At 37.5% G+C, this 23,823-nt stretch carries 21 protein-coding genes; 19 read left to right on the forward strand and 2 right to left on the reverse strand.

Annotated elements, in window-relative coordinates:
- Nucleotides 1-368: 368 nt before the first annotated feature.
- The 6 genes from CCC20_RS09550 (at nucleotide 369) to CCC20_RS09570 (ending at nucleotide 6,837) form a co-directional block, all read left to right on the forward strand.
- Nucleotides 369-632 carry a phosphocarrier protein HPr gene (locus CCC20_RS09550; RefSeq protein ID WP_003064009.1) on the forward strand — a complete coding sequence of 88 codons (264 nt, stop codon included), beginning with the start codon at nucleotides 369-371 and terminating at the stop codon, nucleotides 630-632.
- A gap of 4 nt (nucleotides 633-636) precedes the next feature.
- A complete protein-coding gene (ptsP, locus tag CCC20_RS09555) occupies nucleotides 637-2,370 on the forward strand; it encodes a phosphoenolpyruvate--protein phosphotransferase (RefSeq protein ID WP_003064012.1) in 1,734 nt (577 codons plus the stop codon).
- A gap of 402 nt (nucleotides 2,371-2,772) precedes the next feature.
- A complete protein-coding gene (locus tag CCC20_RS09560; protein WP_003064014.1) occupies nucleotides 2,773-4,203 on the forward strand; it encodes an NADP-dependent glyceraldehyde-3-phosphate dehydrogenase in 1,431 nt (476 codons plus the stop codon).
- 183 nt (nucleotides 4,204-4,386) lie between these two features.
- Nucleotides 4,387-6,030: a phosphoenolpyruvate carboxykinase (ATP) gene (locus CCC20_RS09565; RefSeq protein ID WP_003064015.1), complete on the forward strand. Its 1,644-nt coding sequence runs from the start codon at nucleotides 4,387-4,389 to the stop codon at nucleotides 6,028-6,030.
- 292 nt (nucleotides 6,031-6,322) lie between these two features.
- Complete coding sequence (locus CCC20_RS11430; RefSeq protein ID WP_160312949.1) at nucleotides 6,323-6,445, forward strand: YSIRK-type signal peptide-containing protein; 123 nt, start codon at nucleotides 6,323-6,325, stop codon at nucleotides 6,443-6,445.
- Between the two features lie 155 nt (nucleotides 6,446-6,600).
- On the forward strand, nucleotides 6,601-6,837 hold the full coding sequence (locus CCC20_RS09570) for an LPXTG cell wall anchor domain-containing protein (protein WP_003064017.1): 237 nt from the start codon (nucleotides 6,601-6,603) through the stop codon (nucleotides 6,835-6,837).
- A 95-nt stretch (nucleotides 6,838-6,932) separates the two neighbouring features.
- Here CCC20_RS09570 and CCC20_RS09575 read toward each other — a convergent pair whose 3' ends face one another.
- Nucleotides 6,933-8,018, reverse strand: a complete 1,086-nt coding sequence (locus CCC20_RS09575; RefSeq protein ID WP_003064018.1) for a DEAD/DEAH box helicase — start codon at nucleotides 8,016-8,018, stop codon at nucleotides 6,933-6,935.
- Between the two features lie 152 nt (nucleotides 8,019-8,170).
- Here CCC20_RS09575 and udk point away from each other — a divergent pair, with 152 nt between their 5' ends.
- The 9 genes from udk (at nucleotide 8,171) to CCC20_RS09620 (ending at nucleotide 17,064) form a co-directional block, all read left to right on the forward strand.
- The gene (udk, locus tag CCC20_RS09580) at nucleotides 8,171-8,791 is read left to right on the forward strand and encodes a uridine kinase (RefSeq protein WP_003064019.1); all 621 of its coding nucleotides are present in this window, start codon (nucleotides 8,171-8,173) and stop codon (nucleotides 8,789-8,791) included.
- Nucleotides 8,792-9,175: 384 nt separating this feature from the next.
- A complete protein-coding gene (locus CCC20_RS09585) occupies nucleotides 9,176-10,738 on the forward strand; it encodes a 2-isopropylmalate synthase (RefSeq protein ID WP_003064020.1) in 1,563 nt (520 codons plus the stop codon).
- Between the two features lie 51 nt (nucleotides 10,739-10,789).
- A complete protein-coding gene (gene leuB, locus CCC20_RS09590) occupies nucleotides 10,790-11,827 on the forward strand; it encodes a 3-isopropylmalate dehydrogenase (protein ID WP_058692805.1) in 1,038 nt (345 codons plus the stop codon).
- On the forward strand, nucleotides 11,824-12,102 hold the full coding sequence (locus CCC20_RS09595) for a DUF1294 domain-containing protein (RefSeq protein WP_003064024.1): 279 nt from the start codon (nucleotides 11,824-11,826) through the stop codon (nucleotides 12,100-12,102). The genes leuB and CCC20_RS09595 overlap by 4 nt, the downstream gene beginning before the upstream one ends.
- A gap of 45 nt (nucleotides 12,103-12,147) precedes the next feature.
- On the forward strand, nucleotides 12,148-13,536 hold the full coding sequence (leuC, locus tag CCC20_RS09600; protein ID WP_041973929.1) for a 3-isopropylmalate dehydratase large subunit: 1,389 nt from the start codon (nucleotides 12,148-12,150) through the stop codon (nucleotides 13,534-13,536).
- Nucleotides 13,537-13,548: 12 nt separating this feature from the next.
- Nucleotides 13,549-14,139 carry a 3-isopropylmalate dehydratase small subunit gene (gene leuD / locus CCC20_RS09605; RefSeq protein WP_003064027.1) on the forward strand — a complete coding sequence of 197 codons (591 nt, stop codon included), beginning with the start codon at nucleotides 13,549-13,551 and terminating at the stop codon, nucleotides 14,137-14,139.
- A gap of 151 nt (nucleotides 14,140-14,290) precedes the next feature.
- Nucleotides 14,291-14,788 (forward strand): free L-methionine (R)-S-oxide reductase MsrC, encoded by a 498-nt coding sequence (gene msrC / locus CCC20_RS09610; RefSeq protein ID WP_041973936.1) that lies wholly within the window; start codon nucleotides 14,291-14,293, stop codon nucleotides 14,786-14,788.
- Nucleotides 14,788-16,467, forward strand: coding sequence for a DNA polymerase III subunit gamma/tau (gene dnaX / locus CCC20_RS09615; RefSeq protein WP_058692806.1), 1,680 nt, complete (start codon nucleotides 14,788-14,790; stop codon nucleotides 16,465-16,467). Before msrC ends, dnaX begins: the two co-directional genes overlap by 1 nt.
- A gap of 402 nt (nucleotides 16,468-16,869) precedes the next feature.
- Nucleotides 16,870-17,064, forward strand: a complete 195-nt coding sequence (locus CCC20_RS09620; RefSeq protein ID WP_043881188.1) for a DUF3272 family protein — start codon at nucleotides 16,870-16,872, stop codon at nucleotides 17,062-17,064.
- Here CCC20_RS09620 and birA read toward each other — a convergent pair.
- Entirely contained in the window at nucleotides 17,045-17,977 is a 933-nt protein-coding gene (gene birA / locus CCC20_RS09625; protein ID WP_058692807.1) for a bifunctional biotin--[acetyl-CoA-carboxylase] ligase/biotin operon repressor BirA, read from the reverse strand. The two genes, CCC20_RS09620 and birA, sit on opposite strands and share 20 nt — an antisense overlap.
- Nucleotides 17,978-18,576: 599 nt before the next feature.
- On the opposite strand from birA, the gene metK reads away from it, so the two are divergent.
- The 4 genes from metK (at nucleotide 18,577) to spxR (ending at nucleotide 23,728) form a co-directional block, all read left to right on the forward strand.
- The gene (metK, locus tag CCC20_RS09630; RefSeq protein ID WP_058692808.1) at nucleotides 18,577-19,767 is read left to right on the forward strand and encodes a methionine adenosyltransferase; all 1,191 of its coding nucleotides are present in this window, start codon (nucleotides 18,577-18,579) and stop codon (nucleotides 19,765-19,767) included.
- Nucleotides 19,768-20,552: 785 nt separating this feature from the next.
- Nucleotides 20,553-21,812 carry a UDP-N-acetylglucosamine 1-carboxyvinyltransferase gene (gene murA, locus CCC20_RS09635; RefSeq protein ID WP_003064043.1) on the forward strand — a complete coding sequence of 420 codons (1,260 nt, stop codon included), beginning with the start codon at nucleotides 20,553-20,555 and terminating at the stop codon, nucleotides 21,810-21,812.
- 85 nt (nucleotides 21,813-21,897) lie between these two features.
- Nucleotides 21,898-22,452: a GNAT family N-acetyltransferase gene (locus CCC20_RS09640; protein ID WP_003064046.1), complete on the forward strand. Its 555-nt coding sequence runs from the start codon at nucleotides 21,898-21,900 to the stop codon at nucleotides 22,450-22,452.
- A complete protein-coding gene (spxR, locus tag CCC20_RS09645) occupies nucleotides 22,445-23,728 on the forward strand; it encodes a CBS-HotDog domain-containing transcription factor SpxR (RefSeq protein WP_058692809.1) in 1,284 nt (427 codons plus the stop codon). The genes CCC20_RS09640 and spxR overlap by 8 nt, the downstream gene beginning before the upstream one ends.
- The last annotated feature ends 95 nt before the right edge of the window (nucleotides 23,729-23,823 follow it).

The raw sequence follows: 23,823 nt of genomic DNA on the forward strand, positions 1-23,823 counted from the left end.
AGATGTTTGTAAGTAAGCACGAATTTCAGTATTTTCCATAAAAACAAAGAAAATGAATTAAAAATTTTATACCGCTTACCATGACATTTTTCTGATTTTCATTATACCACAGAAAAAAGAGAATTTATTTTAGGATGCTTAATTTGATAGATACTTTTGTCAATTTCTACAAAAAATGTTCAAATCTACCTCTAAATCAGCTTTTTGAGTAGGTGTTGCAAATAAGCAAAATCAAAAATTATCAGAAAAGAAAGCGCGCACAAAAACGTGTAAGTATTGAAATAAAAATAGGAATATGCTATAATCATGTCTTGTAAGGGTTATCATATGATAATTCGAAAAAAACAAATAAAAAGGAGAACCATAATATGGCTTCAAAAGATTTTCACATTGTTGCAGAAACAGGAATTCACGCACGTCCAGCTACTTTGCTTGTTCAAACAGCTAGCAAATTTGCTTCAGACATCACTCTTGATTACAAAGGTAAAGCTGTAAACCTTAAATCTATCATGGGTGTTATGAGCCTTGGTGTTGGTCAAGGTGCTGACGTTACTATCTCTGCTGAAGGTGCAGATGCAGATGACGCACTTGCAGCAATCGAAGAAACAATGACTAAAGAAGGATTGGCTTAATAAAATGACAGAAATGCTTAAAGGAATTGCCGCATCTGATGGTGTTGCTGTTGCTAAAGCGTATCTACTCGTTCAACCGGATTTGTCATTTGAAACTGTTACAGTTGAAGATACAAGTGCAGAAGAAGCTCGCCTAGATGCCGCATTAAAAGCATCACAAGACGAGCTTTCTGTTATTCGTGAGAAAGCAGTAGAAACACTAGGTGAAGAAGCAGCTGCCGTGTTTGATGCACATTTGATGGTTCTTGCTGACCCAGAAATGATCAGTCAAATTAAAGAAACTATCCGTGCAAAACAAACGAATGCAGAAGCAGGCCTTAAAGAAGTGACTGACATGTTCATCACTATCTTTGAGGGAATGGAAGATAACCCGTACATGCAAGAGCGTGCAGCGGATATCCGCGACGTTTCAAAACGTGTATTGGCACACCTTATCGGTGCTAAACTTCCAAATCCTGCAACAATTGATGAAGAATCAATTGTTATTGCACATGACTTGACGCCATCTGATACTGCTCAATTAAACAAACAATTTGTAAAAGCCTTTGTTACTAACATTGGTGGACGTACAAGTCATTCAGCTATCATGGCACGTACTCTTGAAATCGCTGCTGTTCTTGGAACAAACGATATCACAAGTCGCGTTAAAGATGGCGACATTGTAGCAGTAAATGGTATCACAGGGGATGTGATTATCAATCCAACAGAAGAAGAAATTGCTGAATTTAAAGCAGCTGGTGAAGCATATGCTAAACAAAAAGCTGAATGGGCTCTTCTTAAAGATGCCGAAACAGTAACAGCTGATGGTAAACACTTCGAATTGGCAGCCAACATCGGAACACCTAAAGACGTTGAAGGTGTTAATGCTAATGGTGCAGAAGCAGTTGGTCTTTATCGTACTGAATTCTTATATATGGATTCACAAGATTTCCCAACTGAAGATGAACAATATGAAGCATACAAGGCTGTTCTTGAGGGCATGAATGGTAAACCGGTTGTGGTTCGTACTATGGATATCGGTGGGGATAAAGAACTTCCATACTTTGACCTTCCAAAAGAAATGAACCCGTTCCTTGGATTCCGTGCACTTCGTATTTCTATCTCAGAAACAGGAAATGCAATGTTCCGTACACAAATTCGTGCACTTCTTCGTGCATCTGTTCACGGACAACTTCGTATTATGTTCCCAATGGTTGCACTTCTTAAAGAATTCCGTGCTGCTAAAGCAATCTTTGATGAAGAAAAAGCTAACCTTAAAGCTGAAGGTGTTGCAGTGGCAGATGATATCCAAGTAGGTATCATGATTGAAATCCCAGCAGCAGCTATGCTTGCTGACCAATTTGCAAAAGAAGTTGACTTCTTCTCAATTGGTACAAACGACCTTATTCAATACACTATGGCCGCTGACCGTATGAACGAACAAGTTTCATACCTTTACCAACCATATAACCCATCTATCCTTCGTTTGATTAATAATGTTATCAAAGCAGCACACGCTGAAGGTAAATGGGCTGGTATGTGTGGTGAAATGGCTGGTGACCAGAAAGCTGTTCCGCTTCTTGTCGGAATGGGACTTGATGAGTTCTCTATGTCAGCTACATCAATTCTTCGTACACGTAGCCTTATGAAGAAACTTGATACAGCTAAAATGCAAGAATATGCAAATCGCGCTCTTACAGAATGCTCAACGATGGAAGAAGTTCTTGAGCTTAGCAAAGAGTATGTTGATTTTGATTAATTGTGGTTAATATTATCAGAAAGGGTTTGGACTATTTTGTCCGAACTCTTTTTTGATTTTTCGGATAGATGTGTAGAGGTTTTTCTGCCGTTTTAGCTTAGCCAATAACTGAAAAATCAACTTTTGTCGGAACTGCTGATTTTTAAAGGTTTATGAATAGAATGTTTACTGGAGAATTTATTTTTTAAAACAAACTCCTTGACTTGGAGTGTACTCTAAGTTGTATAATACAGATGAAATTCGTATTTTACCACAAAAAGCTTTATTCAATAAATTTATTATTATGAAAATTTGATATTGCAAAGATTTTGTCTTAATTTTCTGAATTTTTTCGTGTTAAAATATTGAAAAAAGCAGAAAAAGTGATAAAATGGAGTTATCACATTTAAAAGGAGATATAGCTTGACTAAACAATATAAAAACTATGTCAATGGAGAGTGGAAACTTTCTAAAGAAGAAATTAAAATTTATGCTCCTGCCACAGGTGAAGAACTCGGTTCTGTACCTGCAATGAGCCAAGAAGAAGTTGACTATGTTTACGCTTCTGCAAAAGCTGCTCAAAAAGAATGGCGTGCGCTTTCATACGTAGAACGTGCAGCTTACCTTCATAAAGCAGCTGATATTTTAGTGCGTGATGCTGAAAAAATCGGTGCTGTACTTTCAAAAGAAATCGCTAAAGGTTACAAATCAGCAGTGGGTGAAGTTATCCGTACAGCTGAAATCATTAATTATGCCGCTGAAGAAGGTGTCCGTCTTGAAGGTGAAGTTCTTGAAGGTGGAAGCTTTGAAGCAGCAAGTAAGAAAAAGATCGCTATTGTTCGTCGCGAACCAGTAGGATTGGTACTCGCTATCTCACCATTTAACTATCCAATTAACCTTGCAGGTTCTAAGATTGCTCCTGCCCTTATTTCAGGGAACGTTGTTGCCCTTAAACCACCTACGCAAGGTTCTATTTCAGGTCTTCTTTTGGCTGAAGCATTTGCTGAAGCTGGACTTCCAGCTGGTGTATTTAACACAATTACAGGACGTGGTTCAGTAATCGGTGACTACATCGTTGAACATGAAGCTGTTAACTACATCAACTTCACAGGTTCTACACCAGTAGGTGAACACATTGGTAAATTGGCTGGTATGCGTCCAATTATGCTTGAACTTGGTGGGAAAGACTCAGCTATCGTTCTTGAAGATGCAGACCTTGATTTGGCTGCTAAAAACATCGTTGCTGGTGCTTACGGTTACTCAGGTCAACGTTGTACAGCCGTTAAACGTGTCCTTGTTATGGATAGCGTTGCAGATAAATTGGTTGACAAAGTTTCAGAACTTGTTAAAGATTTGACTGTTGGTATGCCTGAAGATGATGCTGATATTACTCCGCTTATCGATACAAAAGCAGCTGACTACGTTGAAGGTCTTATCAAAGACGCTCAAGATAAGGGTGCTAAAGAAGTTATTTCATTCAAACGTGAAGGTAATCTTATTAGTCCAGTATTGTTTGACAATGTAACAACTGATATGCGTTTGGCTTGGGAAGAACCATTTGGCCCAGTCCTTCCAGTTATCCGTGTTAATTCAGTAGAAGAAGCTGTCGAAATTTCAAATAAATCTGAATACGGTCTTCAAGCAGCAGTATTTACAAATAACTTCCCATTAGCATTCAAGATTGCTGAACAACTTGAAGTGGGTACTGTTCACATCAACAACAAAACACAACGTGGTACAGATAACTTCCCATTCCTTGGTGCTAAGAAATCTGGTGCTGGAACACAAGGTGTGAAATACTCTATTGAAGCAATGACTACTGTTAAATCTACAGTATTTGATATTGCAAAATAATTTTTGATGAAGGTTAGAACGGCTCTGTTCTGACTTTTTTTAGTTTAGAAATATGGTTACAAATTGTGTTCTTCATGAAAATTTTTATAAATTTTTCTTTTTTGCAATGGTTTTACACTTTTAGTTATGAAAGCGTATGCAATTGTGATAAAATAAGGGTAGCCATACAATAGGAGGTAGAAAATGGTAACACGTAATCAATTTTCAACTTTGGAAATGCGCAAAGCAAGTCCATATTTTTCTGCATTAAAAACTATTGTCGAAACAGCATTTTATGAGAATCAGGTCATTTCAATTAAGACTTTAGAAGAGGCTTATCAATTGGCATCGAATGCTGCTGGAACAGTGATTCTGGACATGCCTGTCATTCACACAAAAGAACTTGGCTTGCCGTCCTATGCTCGAGTTTTATTGACAAATTCGGGAGCTGTGGTTGGTAGAACAGCTAAGGCACGTCGTATTTATGGCTTGGATTCAGATGAAGATGAGCGCTTGTTATCCATTGTGCGAAGTGCGGTTTATCAAGCCCATAGTCGCAAATTCTATAAAGCAGATGCTATTGTTGGTTTGGATGAAGAGTTTATGGTACGTGCACATTTGATGGTGCCTGAGGAAGAAATCAACAATCTCTATTCATGGTTGCTTAATTTTCAGATTTTAGATGAAGAATTTAAAAATCGTTTAAAAGTTTCTAAACGGTATGATGAAGATGATATTTTTGTCTTTTTTGATCCTAAATGGTCTCATCCAGATTATCCAGATGGTTTAGCTTATTTTGACACGAATCACAATTGTGTGGCTATTTTAGGTTTGAATTATTTTGGAGAATTGAAAAAAGCGACATTAACGTTGGCTTGGGGAACAGCTGCACGCAATGGCTATGTTTCTTGCCACGGTGGTTTGAAAATTTTCCAAGGAAAAGAGGAAAAAAATGATTATGTTGCCTCTTTCTTTGGCTTATCTGGTTCAGGAAAATCAACGTTGACTCATGCTAAGCATAATGGAAAATACGATATCAAAGTGTTGCATGATGATGCCTTTATTATTTCTGAAAAAGATGGCTCATCCATTGCGCTAGAACCGTCTTATTTTGATAAGACCAACGATTATCCAACGGGACACCCAGAGCAAGACTTTTTCGTGACTGTTCAAAATTGTGGTGTGACGCTGGATGATAATGGTCGTCAAAAATTGATGACCGAGGATATTCGTAATGGGAACGGACGTACCGTAAAATCACGTTTTGCAACGCCAAATCGTGTTGACCATATTGAGGAGCCAATTAATGCTATTTTTTGGATTATGAAAGACGATTCATTGCCACCTTTAATCAAAATTAATGATTCACTCATGGCAGCGACAATGGGTTGTACATTGATGACAAAACGTTCAAGCGCTGAAAATATTGAAGGTAGCAAGCAATCATTGGTTATTGAACCATTTGCAAATCCATTTAGGGTTTATCCTTTGGTCGAAGATTATCAAAAATTCCGTTCATTATTTGCTAGTGGTGTTGACTGTTATATCATTAATACGGGATTTTACATGGGAAATGGTATTCCAAAAGAAGTTTCTTTAGATATCATTGAAAAAATTGTTGATGGCAATGTCGATTTTAAAGCTTTTGGCCCCATTGAAGGCTTTGAATATTTGGCATTAGAGGACTATCCTGTCCACCGTTTTGATGCTAAATATAAACAATTGATTCGTTCGCGGATGCAAATTCGTTTGAATTTTCTATTGTCTTTTAATCAAAACAATCCTAAACTAGCTCTGCCTGTTGAAGCTATCTCACGTTTGGAACGAGTTATTAACAATTTAAAATAAGGTCATATTCTTACAAAAACTATTTCTTCGATGAAAAAGTATCCCTAGCGGGTACTTTTTTTGATATTTATTCAATAAAAATACAATATTTATCTAATGGTTATAAACTAGGTAATTCTTATCATTTATCACATTATTTGTCAATAAATCTGACTATAAACATTTCATACATACACCTATAACTATAAAACGTGATAAAAATAAAAGAATTTTCAGAAAGATATTATTTTTTTAATAAACTTGTGTTTTAATATTTTTTATATTGACGAGCCGTCAATATAAAATAACCATTTTGGGAGGTTTATTATGGATAAGAGAGAGATTCTCTTTTAGAAAGTACAAGGTCGGACTAGTTTCAGTCCTTGTGGGAGCTGTCAAAAGTAGCAGGATTAAGTCAAACAGACTCTGCTTCTAATATTGAGCAAGTGGTGTTGAAAGCATGGCGACAGCTAATGCAACAGCAGCTTCTAAAGTACAGGAGACAGTATCAGAAGAAGCTCTTGATATTCCAAAAGAAGAAACTCTCATTCCTTTCCTGAAGAGATCATCAAACCAGAAACACCACCGAAAGTGGAACCGCAGGTCAGTGAAAACGAGAAAGGAGGAGAGGTAGCTGCCCTAGGGGTCGTAACCGTTCATAAAGAAGTTAAAGCTTCAACTCCTGCTAAACCTTTGGCAAGTTCAAAAGCAACCGACGAGCTCCCTCAAACATCAAGCGTTACACAAAATTATCTTCTTGCTCTCGGTTTTGCTTTAGTGACACTAACAGCAGGCATTTGGAAACGAAGAAAAGTCTCTAAAGACTAATAAATTTAAGTTTAGTCATCCCTTCCTCTAACAAAAAAAGCACATCTGAAAGAGAACATTCTCAATCGGGTGTGCTTTTTGAGTGTATTGAAGGCTTATTTTTTCAAATGAAGTCCTTGATTTTTAAGATAAACTTCTGAGACTTGAGCGTATTTTTTTAGTTTTTTCAATTCTTCTTTGTGCGTAATGAAAGTAATAACAACGCCAGCTTTTCCCATACGTCCAGTTCTTCCTGCACGATGAGTATAGACTTCTTTATCACGAGCGAGGTCAAAATTGATAACGTATTCGAGATTTTCAATATCAATCCCACGGGCAACTAAATCAGTTGCCAACAGTAGTGAAATGTCATGATTTTTGAATTTTTCAAGAATGACTTTACGGAATTTGACATTAATATCAGAAGCCAAAGAAACAGCAGAAACACGATTAAATTGAAGACGTTCTTCAGTAGCTCCTAAATCTGAAAGACTGTTGAAAAAGACCAAGCCACGGAATTCTGGAATATTTGAAAATTTGCGGAGTAATTCAAGGCGGTCACGTTTATCGACGGTAATGTAATAATGAGCGATTTGTTCCAGCTTTTGGTCAGACAAATCAATCGTCAACGTATTTTCAGCGAGTGCGTCAGCGTCAACTTTATTAGTTGCACTCATGTAAACCATTTGGTGGTCACGTGGAACACGGTTGATGATATTTTCAACAAAATGATATTGAGAGTCACCTAGTAATTCATCAAATTCATCCAAAACGATTGTGTCAACGTTCATCATTTTGATTTTTTTGAGCTTGACTAACTCGAAAACACGCCCAGGTGTTCCGATAAGAATTTCTGGACCTTTTTTCAAACGTTCGATTTGACGTTTTTGACTAGAACCAGAAATGAATAGCTGTGCTGTAAGATTTAGAGGCTCAGCCCATGTTTTAGTTACCTCAAAAATTTGCCCTGCTAGTTCGGTATTTGGTGCTAAAATCAATAATTGTTGTGATTTTTTGGGTGTCACATTTAAAAGTGTTGGAAAAAGATAAGCTAGTGTCTTACCTGTACCAGTTGGGCTGACACCAAGGACATTATCACCTTGTGAAATAGGCTCGAAAATTTGTTTTTGAATAGCTGTTAGCTCGCTAAATTTCAGATTAGCTAACTGCTCTCGCCAGACTTGTGGAAATTGTGAAATCATAAGTTTCCTTTTCTATGTTTGTAATCTTCACCTATTATAACATAGAAAGGGAATCTTTTTTTATTTCGTGAATAAGTAAGAGTTTTCAGCATTTAAAAAATGGTAAAAATGTAGTAGAATAGATAGGAAATATTTTTGATTTGGAGTAATAAATGCGTAAAAAACCTATTATTATTGGTGTGACTGGTGGCTCTGGTGGTGGAAAAACCAGTGTTTCAAAGGCTATTTTGGCGAATTTTAAAGACCAAAAGATTGCGATGATTCAACATGATTCTTACTATAAAGACCAAAGTCATCTGACATTTGAAGAACGCGTGTCAACCAATTATGACCACCCACTTGCTTTTGATACGGATTTGATGATTGAACACATCAATGAACTCATTGCAGGACGTCCTGTTGACATTCCAATTTATGATTACACACAACATACGCGTAGCGAAAAAACATATCGCCAAGAACCACAAGATGTTTTTATTGTCGAAGGAATCTTGGTTCTTGAAGATAAACGCCTCCGTGATTTGATGGATATTAAATTATTTGTTGACACTGATGACGATATCCGTATTATTCGCCGTATCAAACGTGATATGGAAGAACGTGGACGTAGTCTTGACAGCGTTATTGACCAATACACATCAGTTGTTAAGCCAATGTACCACCAATTCATCGAACCAACAAAACGCTATGCAGACATTATCATCCCAGAAGGAGCATCAAACGTTGTCGCTATCGACCTTATCAACACTAAAATCGCAACTATTTTAGAATGATTTGTAGTGAATAGAGAATCTAGCCACCAAACTAAGCTTGGTGGCTTTTTATAACCAATCAACAGAAAGATTCTCTTTTTCAGCTAAATTATCAACTATTTAGTAAAAATCCCAGAAAGTATTCAGAAAATTTATTTTATTTGGATTATTCTGTTGACTTTTATTCTAGAAAAGAGTATTATGTAAAAAAACGAAAAACATCGAAGGGAATTAAGTCAATGACATTCGCAAATATGACAGTCTTGCTATTGCGTAATGAGGGCTAGTGCATGAAAGCATTAGTCCTGTTTGGCTTACCAAGCGGGATAAAAAACATCTCGCTTGTCCGTGAGATGTTTTTATTTTTATCTTAATGATTTTGTTAATAATTAGAAAGAGGTTATTATGCGTAAAGTTGAATTCCTTGATACTACTCTTCGTGATGGCGAACAAACACCAGGTATTAATTTTTCAATCAAAGAAAAAGTAGCAATTGCCAAACAGCTTGAAAAATGGGGTATTGCTTCAATTGAAGCTGGTTTTCCAGCAGCTAGTCCTGATTCATTTGAAGCGGTTCGTCAAATTTCAGCAGCAATGACAACAACTGCGGTGTCAGGTTTAGCACGTTCTGTGAAATCAGATATTGATGCTTGTTATGAAGCATTGAAAGATGCTAAATACCCACAATGTCACGTGTTCATTGCAACAAGTCCTATTCATCGTGAATATAAATTGAAAAAAACAAAAGAAGAAATTCTTGATATTATCAAAGAACATGTAACTTATGCACGTAGTAAATTTGATGTGGTCGAATTTTCTCCAGAAGATGCAACTCGTACAGAACTTGATTATCTTCTCCAAGTTGTTCAGACAGCGGTTGATGCTGGCGCAACTTACATCAATATTCCTGATACGGTTGGTTTCACAACGCCAGAGGAATATGGTAACATCTTCAAATATTTGATTGAAAATACAAAATCAGACCGCGAGATTATCTTCAGTCCACATTGTCATGATGACCTTGGAATGGCGACAGCCAACACTTTAGCAGCTATCAAAAATGGTGCTGGACGCGTTGAAGGGACAGTCAATGGTATTGGTGAACGTGCTGGAAATGTGGCACTTGAAGAGATTGCAGTAGCTCTTAATATCCGTGAAGATTATTATCAAGCGACATCTGATATTGTCCTTAACGAAACGGTCAATACGTCTGAATTGATTTCACGCTTCTCAGGAATTTCAATTCCTAAGAACAAAGCTGTGGTTGGCGGAAATGCCTTCTCACATGAATCTGGTATTCACCAAGATGGTGTGCTTAAAAATCCACTCACTTATGAAATTATCACGCCAGAGCTTGTCGGAGTCAAACACAACTCGCTTCCGCTTGGTAAACTTTCAGGTCGTCATGCTTTCGTTGAAAAATTGAAAGAACTCGAACTTGCTTTCGAAGAATCAGAAATTGCAACGCTATTTGGCAAATTTAAAAAATTGGCTGATAAGAAACATGAAATTACAGATGCTGATATCAGAGCTTTGGTTGCTGGAACAGCAATTGAAAATCCAGAAGGCTTCCACTTTGGCGATTTGAAATTAACATCAAATGCTGATGATACGGTGACAGCCGAAGTACTTATGGTAAACGCTGACGGTGAAGAAGTTGAAGTTATTGCAAATGGAAAAGGTTCTGTTGAAGCTATCTATAACGCTGTCGATAAATTCTTCAATCAAACTGTCCGCCTTCTCAGCTACACAATGGATGCTGTAACAGACGGTATTGATTCACAAGCGCGTGTGTCTGTTTCAATTGAAAATGTTGATACAGGAACAATTTTTAACGCATCTGGTATTGATTTTGATGTGCTTAAAGCAGGTGCCATTGCTTATGTCAATGCGAATGCTTTTGTTCAAAAAGAAAATGCTGGTGAAATTGGCAAAGCCGTTTCATTCCGTGATGTGCCAACTAATTAAATAAGAAAGGAATTTATAGAGAAGCAACGATGTTGCTTGCGGTATCTCATTATGACGAAAAAAATTGTTACACTTGCTGGTGATGGTATTGGTCCAGAAATTATGGCAGCAGGCTTAGAAGTCCTTGAAGCTGTGGCTTCAAAAATTAATTTTGATTATGACATTGATGCAAAACCTTTTGGTGGCGCAGGAATTGATGCCAATGGTCATCCACTACCAAAAGAAACTTTGGATGCGGCAAAATCAGCTGATGCGATTTTATTAGCTGCCATTGGTGGTCCAAAGTATGATAACGCTCCTGTTCGTCCAGAACAAGGCTTGCTTGCCATTCGTAAGGAATTAAATTTGTTTGCAAATATCAGACCTGTTCGTATCTTTGATGCGTTGAAACATTTGTCGCCTTTGAAACTTGAACGTATTGAAGGAGTAGACTTTGTTGTTGTCCGTGAGTTAACAGGTGGTATCTATTTTGGTGAACATCAATTACAAGATGAATCAGCACGTGATATCAATGACTATTCAGCGCAGGAAATCCGCCGTATTATTCGCAAGGCATTTGAATTGGCACGACTTCGCGGCAAAAAAGTGACAAGCATTGATAAACAAAATGTCTTGGCGACTTCAAAATTATGGCGTAAAGTTGCTGAAGAAGTAGCCTTAGAATTTCCAGATGTCACGTTGGAACATCAATTGGTGGATAGCGCAGCCATGATTATGATTACAAATCCATCACGCTTTGACGTTGTGGTTACGGAAAATCTTTTTGGTGATATTTTGTCTGATGAATCAAGCGTGCTTCCAGGCACACTTGGTGTTATGCCATCAGCTAGCCATTCAGAAAATGGACCAAGCCTTTATGAGCCGATTCACGGTTCAGCTCCAGATATTGCTGGACAAGGCATTGCCAATCCTGTCAGCATGATTTTATCTGTTGCTATGATGTTGCGTGAAAGTTTTGGTGAAGTAGCTGGTGCAGAACTTATTGAAAATGCGGTTGATAAGACATTCAATCAAGGCATTTTAACACGTGATTTAGGCGGTAAAGCTTCAACAGCTGAAATGACCGCAGCTATTATTGCAAATCTATGACTTTAAAAGAATTAGCGCTTCTCATTTTCGTTTTTTGGAATGTTTTGACCTTTCTGACTTATGGTATTGATAAAAAGAAAGCAGAGCATGGACGTTGGCGAATTCCAGAGAAAACATTGCTTTTAGAGAGTATCTTATTTGGTGGAATCGGTGCTTTTCTTGGTGGAAAAATCTTTCATCATAAAACTTTGAAATGGTACTTTAAAGCTTGTTGGTCTTTGGGAATGGTGATTGATATTGCGGTTTTATACTGGTATATCGTCATTTGGAAATAGTAGCTAACTAGAAAATGAAATAGTGAGAAGAATTTGGAGGATGAAATGAGCGGAAAATCGATTTTTGATAAGCTTTGGGAACGCCATGTGGTTACTGGTGAAGAAGGCGAACCACAACTTATGTATGTTGACCAGCACTATATTCATGAAGTAACAAGTCCGCAGGCATTCCAAGGACTTAGAGATGCGGGTCGTAAAGTACGTCGTCCAGATTTAACGTTTGGAACGACTGACCACAATGTTCCAACGGTAGATATTTTCAATATTCGTGACTTGGTGTCAAAAAATCAAATTGATACCCTTGCTCGAAATGTTAAAGACTTTGGCATTGATGCGGCAACGCATGGAACAGAACGCCAAGGGATTGTTCATATGGTAGGTCCAGAAACAGGACGTAGTCAACCTGGTAAATTTGTTGTCTGCGGGGACAGCCATACGGCAACTCACGGTGCTTTTGGAGCAATTGCCTTTGGTATCGGAACATCCGAAGTGGAGCACGTTTTTGCAACACAGTGCATTTGGCAAGTAAAACCGAAGAAAATGAAAGTTGAATTTGTCGGCAAACCACAAAAAGGTGTTTATTCAAAAGACTTTATCCTTGCTTTGATTGCTCAATATGGTGTTGATGCTGGTGTAGGCTATGCGGTTGAGTATTGTGGTGAAGCCATTGATGCTCTCTCAATGGACGAACGCATGACCATTGCAAACATGTCGATTGAATTTGGGGCAAAAATGGGCTTGATGAATCCAGACCAAAAGACCTTTGATTACGTTAAAAGTCGTGAAGCGGCGCCTAAAGGTGATAAATTCGAGCAAGCGGTCGAAGATTGGAAAACATTGGTTTCTGACCCTGATGCCGAATATGATAAAGTTATTACCATTGATGTTTCAGGATTGGCACCAATGGTGACTTGGGGGACAAACCCTGAAATGGGTGTTGAATTTGGCAAACCATTCCCAGAAATCAAAGACATGAATGATGAACGTGCTTATCATTATATGGACATTAAGCCTGGTGATAAAGCTGAAGATATTGATTTGGGTTACGTTTTCATTGGTTCTTGTACCAATGCACGTCTATCAGACCTTGAATTAGCAGCTAAGATTGTTAAGGGCAAACATATTTCACCGAATCTGACAGCTATTGTTGTTCCTGGTTCTCGTCCTGTTAGGAAAGAAGCAGAGCGACTAGGGCTTGATAAAATTTTCATGGATGCTGGTTTTGAATGGCGTGAGCCTGGTTGTTCAATGTGTCTTGGAATGAACCCAGATCATGTGCCAGAAGGTGTTCATTGTGCCTCAACAAGTAATCGTAACTTTGAAGGGCGTCAAGGTTTTGGAGCGCGTACACATCTTTGTAGCCCAGCTATGGCGGCAGCGGCAGCAATTGCTGGTAAATTCATCGATGTTCGCCAACTGTCAGAAGTTCAGTAAAGGAGAGAGATAATGGAAAAATTTACTGTTTACACAGGGAAATCTGTCCCTTTGATGAATGATAATATTGATACTGACCAGCTTATTCCAAAACAGTTCTTGAAGGCTGTTGATAAAAAAGGTTTTGGTAAAAATTTGCTGTTTGAATGGCGCTATCTCAATGATAATTACGATGAAAATCCAGATTTTATCTTTAACAAACCTGAATATCGTGATGCAACGATTCTGATTTCAGGGGATAACTTTGGTTCAGGGTCATCACGTGAACACGCTGCTTGGGCTTTGGAAGATTATGGCTTTCGTTGTGTGATTGCAGGCTCATTTTCTGATATTCACTACAATAATGAATTGAAAAATGGGATGCTTCCAATTGTTCAACCTTTGGAAGTCCGTCAGAAATTAGCGGCGCTACCAGCTGGTGAAGAAATTATGATTGATTTACCAAACCAAGTCATCAAGTCAGCTGCGGGAGAATTTCCATTTGAAATTGATGGCGAATGGAAGCGTAAACTTGTCCTTGGACTTGATGATATTGGCATCACGCTTCAATATGAAAATTTGATAGCTGCCTACGAAAAAAATCGTCCAAGTTATTGGCAATAATTTAAAAAAAGTAGTAGGCAAAATAACAGTTGTAGTCATTCAATAAAATATAGAAAAAGTCTGAAATATGATTATTTCAGACTTTTTTGTGGTGTTTGTTTACTCTAAGCAAAATATGACGGCAGGCTTATTTTTTGATATAATAAACCTTATGGAAAACACAAAGAAAATAAAGAATTATCAAATCATGTTAGCACAGGCGAAAGCGCTATTTGCTAACGAAAAAAATCTGCTATCAAATCTTTCAAATGCTAGCGCTCTGTTAAAGATGACTTTACCAAATTCTGTTTTTACAGGCTTTTATTTATTTGATGGTCAGGAATTACTTTTGGGTCCTTTTCAAGGCGGGGTATCGTGCGTTCACATTGCACTTGGAAAAGGTGTTTGTGGCGAAGCAGCAGCTAATCAAGAAACGATAATTGTGGCAGATGTGACAAAACATGCTAATTATATTTCTTGTGATTCAGCAGCCATGAGTGAAATCGTTGTCCCTATGGTTAAAAATAACCAATTAGTGGGGGTTTTGGATTTGGACTCACATTTAACGGATGATTATGATGCGATTGACCAAGAGTATCTTGAAAAATTTGTTGCCGTACTTTTGGAAAAATCATATTGGAATTTGGATATGTTTGGAGTTGAAAAATAATGTATCAAGCACTTTATCGAAAATATCGTAGCCAAACTTTTGATGAAATGGTTGGGCAAACGGTCATTTCATCAACTTTAAAACAAGCAGTCTCTTCAGGAAAAATTAGCCATGCTTATCTGTTTTCTGGTCCTCGTGGAACAGGGAAAACAAGTGCTGCTAAAATTTTTGCTAAGGCGATGAACTGCCCTAATCAAGTCAATGGCGAGCCATGTAATCATTGCGATATTTGTCGTGATATTACAAATGGCAGCCTTGAAGATGTCATTGAAATCGATGCTGCATCAAATAATGGTGTTGATGAAATTCGTGAAATTCGTGATAAATCAACCTACGCACCAAGTCGTGCAACTTATAAAGTTTACATCATTGATGAAGTGCATATGTTATCGACAGGTGCCTTTAATGCTCTTTTGAAAACGTTGGAAGAACCAACAGAAAATGTTGTTTTCATTTTAGCAACAACAGAATTGCATAAAATTCCAGCAACGATTTTATCACGTGTGCAACGATTTGAATTTAAAGCGATTAAATTAGCAGCTATTCGTGAACATTTGGCTAATATTCTTGACAAAGAAGAAATTAGCTATGAAGAAGATGCCTTGACCTTGATTGCGCATTGTGCTGAGGGTGGAATGCGTGATGCGCTTTCGATTCTTGACCAAGCGCTTAGTTTAACACCTGATAATCATGTGTCGCTTGCTATCGCAGAAGAAATCACAGGTAGCATTTCAATGATAGCCTTAGATGATTTTGTGGCAAATGTTTTGGCAAATCAAACTAGTCAAGCTTTGGCAAATTTGGAAACTATTTTTGATAGCGGAAAGAGCATGAGTCGATTTGCGACGGATTTGTTAAATTACTTACGTGATTTATTGGTTGTTCAAACTGGTGGTGAAAATACACACACAAGTCAAAAATTCCAAGAGAATTTAGCAACTGCTGAACAAAATCGTATTTTTACAATGATTGATTTGGTGACGAAAGCTTTGCCTGAAATCAAAAATGGTGTTCAGCCAAAAATTTATGCTGAAATGTTAACGATTCAATTATCAGAAGCAGGAAAAGAAATTTCGACAGCACAAGTTCCAGACGGATTGTCAGATGAATTAGCAAAGCTCAAGAATGAAATCAAAGACTTGAAAGAAGAATTTTCTAAGATTGATAGCTCAGCTATTTCTCAAAAAACGGTAAGCCGCAAAAAATCAGTTACTGGCTTTAAGTTTAAAGTGGACCGCGTGAAGATTTTGACCATCATGGAAGAAACGATTGTTGATAGTCAGAAATCAAGGGAATATCTAGAAGCTCTTAAAGGAGCGTGGAATGAGATTTTGGACAGTATTTCTGCCCAAGACCGCGCGCTTTTGCTAGGTTCGGAGCCAGTTCTTGCCAATAGTGAAAATGCTATTTTAGCTTTTGATGCAGCTTTTAATGCGGAACAAGCTATGAAACGAACTGACCTTAACGATATGTTTGGCAACATCATGAGCAAGGCAGCAGGTTTTTCACCAAATATTTTGGCTGTTCCACGTAAAGACTTCAACAGTATCCGAACAGAATTTGCTCAAAATTTGAAAAAACAACGCAAAGAGCCAGCACAGGGAGAAGTGCAAGAAGAAAATTTCATTCCAGAAGGCTTTGGTTTCCTAGCAGATAAAATTAATAAGATTGAGGATTAAGAAGGGAGTGAGATAAATAAAAAAGTGAATTAGTAGTTTCGAAGACATTTGATTTCTCAATAAGTCTTAATTTCTTGTTTCTGACCTAAAGCGGTCTGTCCCAGACCATTTTGTGAGTTTTATTTCCCGATTATAAAGGCTTCCCCAAACCTTTATAACCAACCTATACATGGCTCGGAAGATTTGGGGAAGCTTTCGAGGTGGGAAATGGAGTCAAGTGCAGCTTGACATCAAAAAGGGGATAATAAGCTGATTTATCAGCTTATTATCCCCACTCAACTACTGCGCCTTGTAAATAATAACTATAATAAACAAAGAAGCTGAGCATTTTGTCCCACTCCTTTTTACACAACAGATTCTGTGAAATCTGTCAAAATAATGAAGATATGTTATAATAGAAATATGACTAAAAGCCGTTTTATATTTGTGGCGCTGATGTGCGCTTTTGAAACATACTTTTTTAATGAATGTTTATTTGAAGGTGATTATTTATTTGCTTTCTTTTGGGGAATTTTGCTTTTTCGTGATCTCCAGCGTACCTATAAGGTTGACAAATTCATTCACACGTTGAGTTCAACTACCAAGAAGAAAGACTGATTTCACCACTACGTAATAATTTTTCTTGACCATTGTCAAGTTTAACAAGAAGATGTCCATGGTCTGTGATTTCTTCAGCTACACCTGAAAAGAGAATATCATTTTCGATAAAGGTCACTTGTTTGTTTAAAACAAGTGATTTTTCTTTATAAACTTTTACCAAATCTTTTTGAGGAATTGTGAAGAAAAGCTTCCAAATTTCAGTGATTAATTGATTGCGTGTGATAGTTGGTTGCTCGCTAAAAAGGGTTCCAGCTTTTTGTGCAATATCGTCTGGGAAATCTGTGATATGAAAATTAAGTCCGACACCAATAATCACATCAGTGATCAAGCCAGTTTCAACAGATGAAATCGCCTCGGTTAAAATGCCCGCGATTTTTTTGCCATTTAGGTAGATATCGTTGACCCATTTTATTTCGGTTTCAATACCTGTCAGACGAGAAATGGCTTTGACAATACTAGATGCAACCATGAGCGTATAGGGTTTAACTTGTTCGAAAGGAACGTTTGGTTTTAGGTGAAGAGACATATAGATGCCACCTTGTTTTGAGGCAAAAAAACGTCTGCCAAAGCGTCCCTTAGCCATTTCTTGATTTGGAGCTAGGTAAAGGTGCGACTGTTTATCAGTATCGATATTATTTTTAGCATCTAACTGAGTTGACTCACTTTTTTCATTCAAAGTGACCGCAATATTAAGATTTGTCGCAATTTGTTCAGGGAGTAGTAAATCGCCTGAGATAATTTTATAACCGCGTTTTTTAATCGAATGAATTTGAACCCCCTTGTCTTCCAAGGTTTTAATAGCTTTCCAAATAGCTGTGCGAGATAGCTCAAATTCTTGCGCCAATTTTTCCCCGCTAACATAATCGTCTTGTGTCTTGAGATAATCATAAAGTTTTTTGTAGGTTTTCATATCTTTAGTATAATATATTTTTTCCAAATATTCCTAACAAAGCTTCAATATTGTTAAATTTATAAAGGTATTGTACATGAAGTGACAAAGATGTCATCACGGTAAAACTAATATCACCTTTGTAAAGATAGGTAAAAGTTATCACCTAATAATAAACTTTTTATAGGCATTTGCGGTAAAACGTGGTACAATAAGTGAGTTAATGAGTCCCGATAAGACAATCTGGCGGTTTAATAACGTGTTATTCTTCGTTAGCTCATCTTGATATACTTCAGTATTATCTGCGATTTCGCTGCCTTGACTAACCCGCCATTAACCGCGTCATCTCTTTTTAGAAGATGTAGATTGGTACTTTGTAACTCACTAGAAATGTCTGCTACTGAAAGTAGCTAGTCATTTCACGGAAAGCCGCTATGGCGGTTTCCTAAGTGACTTATTAGGTCAAAAACTAAAAATAATCGTTTTAGTTTTTGACCGTCATAACTCTCGCTGAAATGATGATATTTTTTGTACAGATATTTCAAGGAAAAAATTTTTTCCGACATTCTAATACTTAGAGGTGTTAGAATGAAAAATTAATGATATGGGGGGACATTTTTATGTCAGAACGTAAACTTTTCACGTCTGAATCAGTTTCTGAGGGGCATCCAGATAAGATTGCAGACCAAATTTCAGATGCTATTTTAGATGCTGTGTTGGAACAAGATCCTGATGCGCACGTTGCGGCAGAAACAGCCGTATATACTGGCTCAGTTCATGTTTTTGGTGAAATTTCAACGACGGCTTATGTTGATATTAATCGTATTGTTCGCGATACTATTGCCGAAATTGGTTATACTAATGCTGAATATGGTTTTGCTGCTGAATCGGTTGGGGTTCATCCGTCATTGGTTGAACAATCACCTGATATTGCACAAGGAGTTAACGAAGCGCTTGAGGTTCGCGGAAATGTAGACCAAGACCCGCTTGACTTGATTGGTGCAGGTGATCAAGGGTTAATGTTTGGTTTTGCTATTGATGAAACACCTGAATTAATGCCATTACCAATTTCACTTTCTCATAAATTGGTGAAAAAATTGGCTGATTTACGTAAATCTGGTGAGATTTCATACCTTCGTCCAGATGCTAAATCACAAGTAACTGTTGAATATGATGAAAATGACAAGCCGGTTCGTGTGGACACTGTTGTTATCTCTACACAGCATGACCCAGAAGCGACAAATGACCAAATTCGTCAAGATGTAATTGAAAAAGTTATCAAAGCGGTTATTCCAGAAAAATACCTTGATGATAAGACGAAATTCTTCATTAATCCAACTGGACGCTTTGTTATCGGAGGACCTCAAGGTGACTCTGGTTTGACTGGTCGTAAGATTATTGTTGATACTTATGGTGGCTATGCGCGTCATGGTGGCGGTGCTTTCTCTGGTAAAGATGCGACAAAAGTGGACCGTTCAGCCTCATATGCTGCGCGTTATATTGCTAAAAATATTGTTGCTGCTGGTTTTGCCACTAAAGCAGAAGTGCAATTGGCATATGCTATTGGTGTAGCGCAACCTGTCTCGGTTCGTGTGGATACATTTGGTACTAATACTATTACTGAAAGCAAGTTGGAAGCTGCTGTTCGTGAAGTCTTTGACCTTCGTCCTGCAGGAATTATTCAAATGCTTGATTTGAGACGTCCAATTTACCGTCAAACAGCTGCATATGGACACATGGGACGTACTGATATTGATCTTCCATGGGAAAAACTTGATAAAGTAGAAGCTTTGAAAGAAGCAGTGAAATAAAAAAGCTGGTTTGTAACTAGCTTTTTTTATTGTTATAACTCTAGATTCCGTGAAACATTGATAAATATATTGTTAATGTGTTCTGCAATTTCGTGTGGATTACGCGTTTTTTGTTCGGTTAACTGAGAAGAAATAATATCAGAATAACCACCGACAATAAAAGGGAGGAATGATTACAATGATCGAAACAATTACAGAGATTAAATAGTTTAATTTTCAAATCTTACGTTTTACAGGTGAATTGAGAAAAAGATACTCAGAAGTAAACCAAGATTTAAAAGTAATGTCAGATGTGATTTTGAAACATGCTATACTTGGTGGTACATTAGAGCAACATGTTCTGAAGATAATTACTTAATTGAAGTGGCAATGATCCATTATAGAGTTTCTTTATTCTACCCTAGCTTCTCTGATTACAGGAAATACGAAGCTTATAAGTCATTTAGATGATGTTTTGAAATGCACTATTAGCCATATTATTTAGGTTATTTTGCTATTCCTTATGGTAAGGAAAAGTTGCCTTTTATTTTTATCTCTAAAAAAGAGCAGATAGAAAAAGAGCAGATAGAACTTTAATTGTTATAGGAGGTTTTAACTTTTTTGCATGGGATTAAAAAACTTAACTTGACACATATAGGTGTGATGATATTGCTAAATTTTGTGATTTTACTTAAATATTCGAATCTAAAAAAATTTACCACATACCATCTGCTCATTCAGTTTGTCAATTTGAATAATATGTGTTAAAATGAAAAGGTTGAATTCTAGCAGAAAGTTTTGAATGTATGCGTAAAATTGTAATTAATGGTGGCAAGCCTTTAAAAGGTGAGGTTACTATTTCAGGTGCAAAGAATAGTGTAGTTGCTTTGATTCCTGCGGCTATTCTGGCAGATGATATTGTCATATTAGATGGCGTTCCTGCCATTTCCGATGTTGATAGTTTAATTGAAATCATGGAAATTATGGGCGCCAAGGTGAAAAGAGAAGAAGATACCCTTGAAATTGATCCACGTGGCATTAAAAACCAACCAATGCCCTATGGTAAGATTAATAGCTTACGTGCTTCTTATTATTTCTATGGTAGTTTGTTAAGTCGTTTTGGTGAAGCTACAGTAGGTCTCCCAGGTGGTTGTGACCTTGGACCTCGTCCTATTGATTTGCACCTTAAGGCTTTTGAAGCTATGGGAGCTATGATTTCGTATGAAGGCGAAGCAATGCGTTTGGCGACAAATGGTGAGTCTATTCATGGTGCACATATCTATATGGATACAGTTAGTGTTGGAGCAACGATTAATACGATGCTTGCAGCAACTAAAGCAAATGGTCGTACGATTATTGAAAATGCTGCGCGTGAGCCAGAAATCATTGACGTGGCTACTTTGTTAAATAATATGGGAGCTCACATTCGTGGTGCTGGTACAGATGTGATTACAATTGAAGGTGTTGATTACCTTCATGGCACACGTCACCAGGTCATTCCTGACCGTATTGAAGCTGGTACTTATATTGCCATGGCAGCAACAATGGGTGAAGGGGTTCGTATTACCAATGTCCTTTATGAACATTTAGAGAGTTATATTGCAAAGCTCGAAGAAATGGGTGTTCGTATGACGATTGAAGAGGATTCTATCTTTGTTGAAAAACAATCAGTATTGAAAGCTGTATCAGTGAAAACGTCGCCATATCCAGGTTTTGCGACTGATTTGCAACAACCAATCACACCGTTGTTGTTGACAGCTGAGGGACGTGGTACTATTCTAGATACCATTTATGAAAAACGTACTAATCACGTTGCTGAATTGGTACGAATGGGTGCTGATATTTCTATTGTTGGTGGTCGCATTGCTTACCAAGGACCAAATAAATTAACAGGAGCTCCTGTTAAGGCCTCTGATTTGCGTGCGGGTGCAGCGCTTGTTACTGCAGGTCTAATGGCAGAAGGTCAAACGGAAATTACCAACGTTGAATTTATTTTGCGCGGTTATTCAAATATCATTGAAAAATTAACAGCCCTAGGCGCTGATATTAAATTAATTGAAGATTAAGAGGAAGCCCAAGGGCTTCTTTTTTGGTAATAGGTGGTCAGATAGTCAGAGACAAAATGAGAACCTATTGTGATATAATAGGGATATGGATATTTGGACACGTTTAGGATGTTATGCGTTTTTTGAGACAGAACGCATGTATTTACGCCCTTTTACCTATAAGGATAGTCAGGACTTTTTTGAGATTTGTAGCAATCCTGATAATCTTCGTTTTATTTTTCCAAGTCAAGCTAGTCACCATGAAAGTGATTATCTAATGGTCCATTATTTCATGAAAGAGCCACTTGGGGTTTGGGCTATTGAAGATAAAAAATCTCATAAAATGATTGGCTGTATTCGATTTGAGAAGATAGATTTGAATCGGTCATCTGCAGAAATTGGTTATTTTTTGAATCAACAGTTTTGGGGACAAGGCTTGATGACAGAAAGCTTGAAAAACTTATGTTTTTTAAGCTTTCAGGAATTTGGCTTTAAAGAATTACATGTTATTGTCCATGGAGAAAATTTGGCTAGTCAACGTGTTGCGCAAAAATCAGGTTTCAAATTGAAACAACGCTTCAAAGGAAGTGACCGTTATACACGTAAAATGCGAGATTACGTTGATTATCAAATTAGTAAAGGTGATTATCGTTATGAGTAAACATCAGAAAATTTTAGAGTATTTGGAGAATCTTCCAGTTGGAAAGCGCGTGAGTGTGCGAAGCATTTCAAATCACTTAAAAGTGAGCGACGGTACAGCTTATCGTGCGATTAAGGAAGCCGAAAACCGTGGCATTGTTGAAACCCGACCGCGTAGTGGTACGGTTCGTATTGAGAAGAAGCCAGCTGTTCGTATTGAGCGTTTGACCTATTCGGAAATTGCTCGCATTAGTGACTCTGAGGTTCTGGCAGGTAAGGCTGGGCTTAGTCGTGAATTTAGCAAGTTTTCAATTGGTGCGATGACTCAAGAAAATATTTTACGTTACCTTGTTAAAGGTGGGCTTTTGATTGTCGGAGACCGTGAAAAAATTCAACTGTTGGCGCTTGAAAAACACAATGCTATTCTGGTAACGGGTGGATTTCCTGTTTCTAGTGAGGTGATTCGTGTCGCCGACGAGCTCGGAATACCTGTCATGGTTACGCACTATGATACCTTTACCGTGGCGACGATGATCAACCATGCTCTCTCCAATATTCGGATTAAAACAGATTTGACGACTGTTGAGCAAGTCTATCAGACCAAGGAAGACTATGGCTTTTTGCAGGAAGGTGCTACGATTCGTGAATTTAATGCGATGATTAAACAAACGGCAAATGTGCGTTTCCCTGTTGTAAATAGTAAAAATGTGGTTGTTGGCGTTGTTAGTATGCTAGATGTTGTTGGCAAGGAAAATCATATTGATATCAAGAGTATCATGTCGCGTAATCTGATTGTGGCAAAACCGCAAGCCAGTCTTGCTAACATCAGTCAGAAAATGATTTTTGAAGATTTGAATATGCTTCCTGTTGTAGCAGATGATTTGACCTTGCTAGGAGTTATTACACGCCGCCAGGCGGTTGAAAATCTACCAAATTTACAACATTCTAACCTTTATACATATAGCGACCAGATTTTATCAAATTTGCAATACGAAGATGGTGTTTATAAATTTGTGGTTGAACCTACGATGATTGATAATGCTGGTAATTTTGCCCAAGGTGTCTTGACAGAATTTATCAAGGACATTAGCGTTCGTGTTTTGACCAAAAAACATCAAAAAAATATCATCATTGAACAACTGATGCTTTATTTTGTACAAGCAGTTCAGATTGACGATTGTTTGGTGATTCATCCCCGTGTCATTACTGAAAAACGTCGTAGTTCGGTGATTGACTTTGAAATTCTTTTAGAGGATCAAATTGTTGCTAAAGCCTTGGTAACGACGAAAATTAACTAATACATAGTGGTTAACTTAAATGACAAAATCATTCCATTTTTGACAGTTTGGTGACTATAAGTGTATAATTAGTGTTATTGATGCATTTTTAGAGA

Source organism: Streptococcus sp. LMAG:39 (genome assembly GCF_008680485.1).
GTDB lineage: Bacteria > Bacillota > Bacilli > Lactobacillales > Streptococcaceae > Streptococcus > Streptococcus pasteurianus.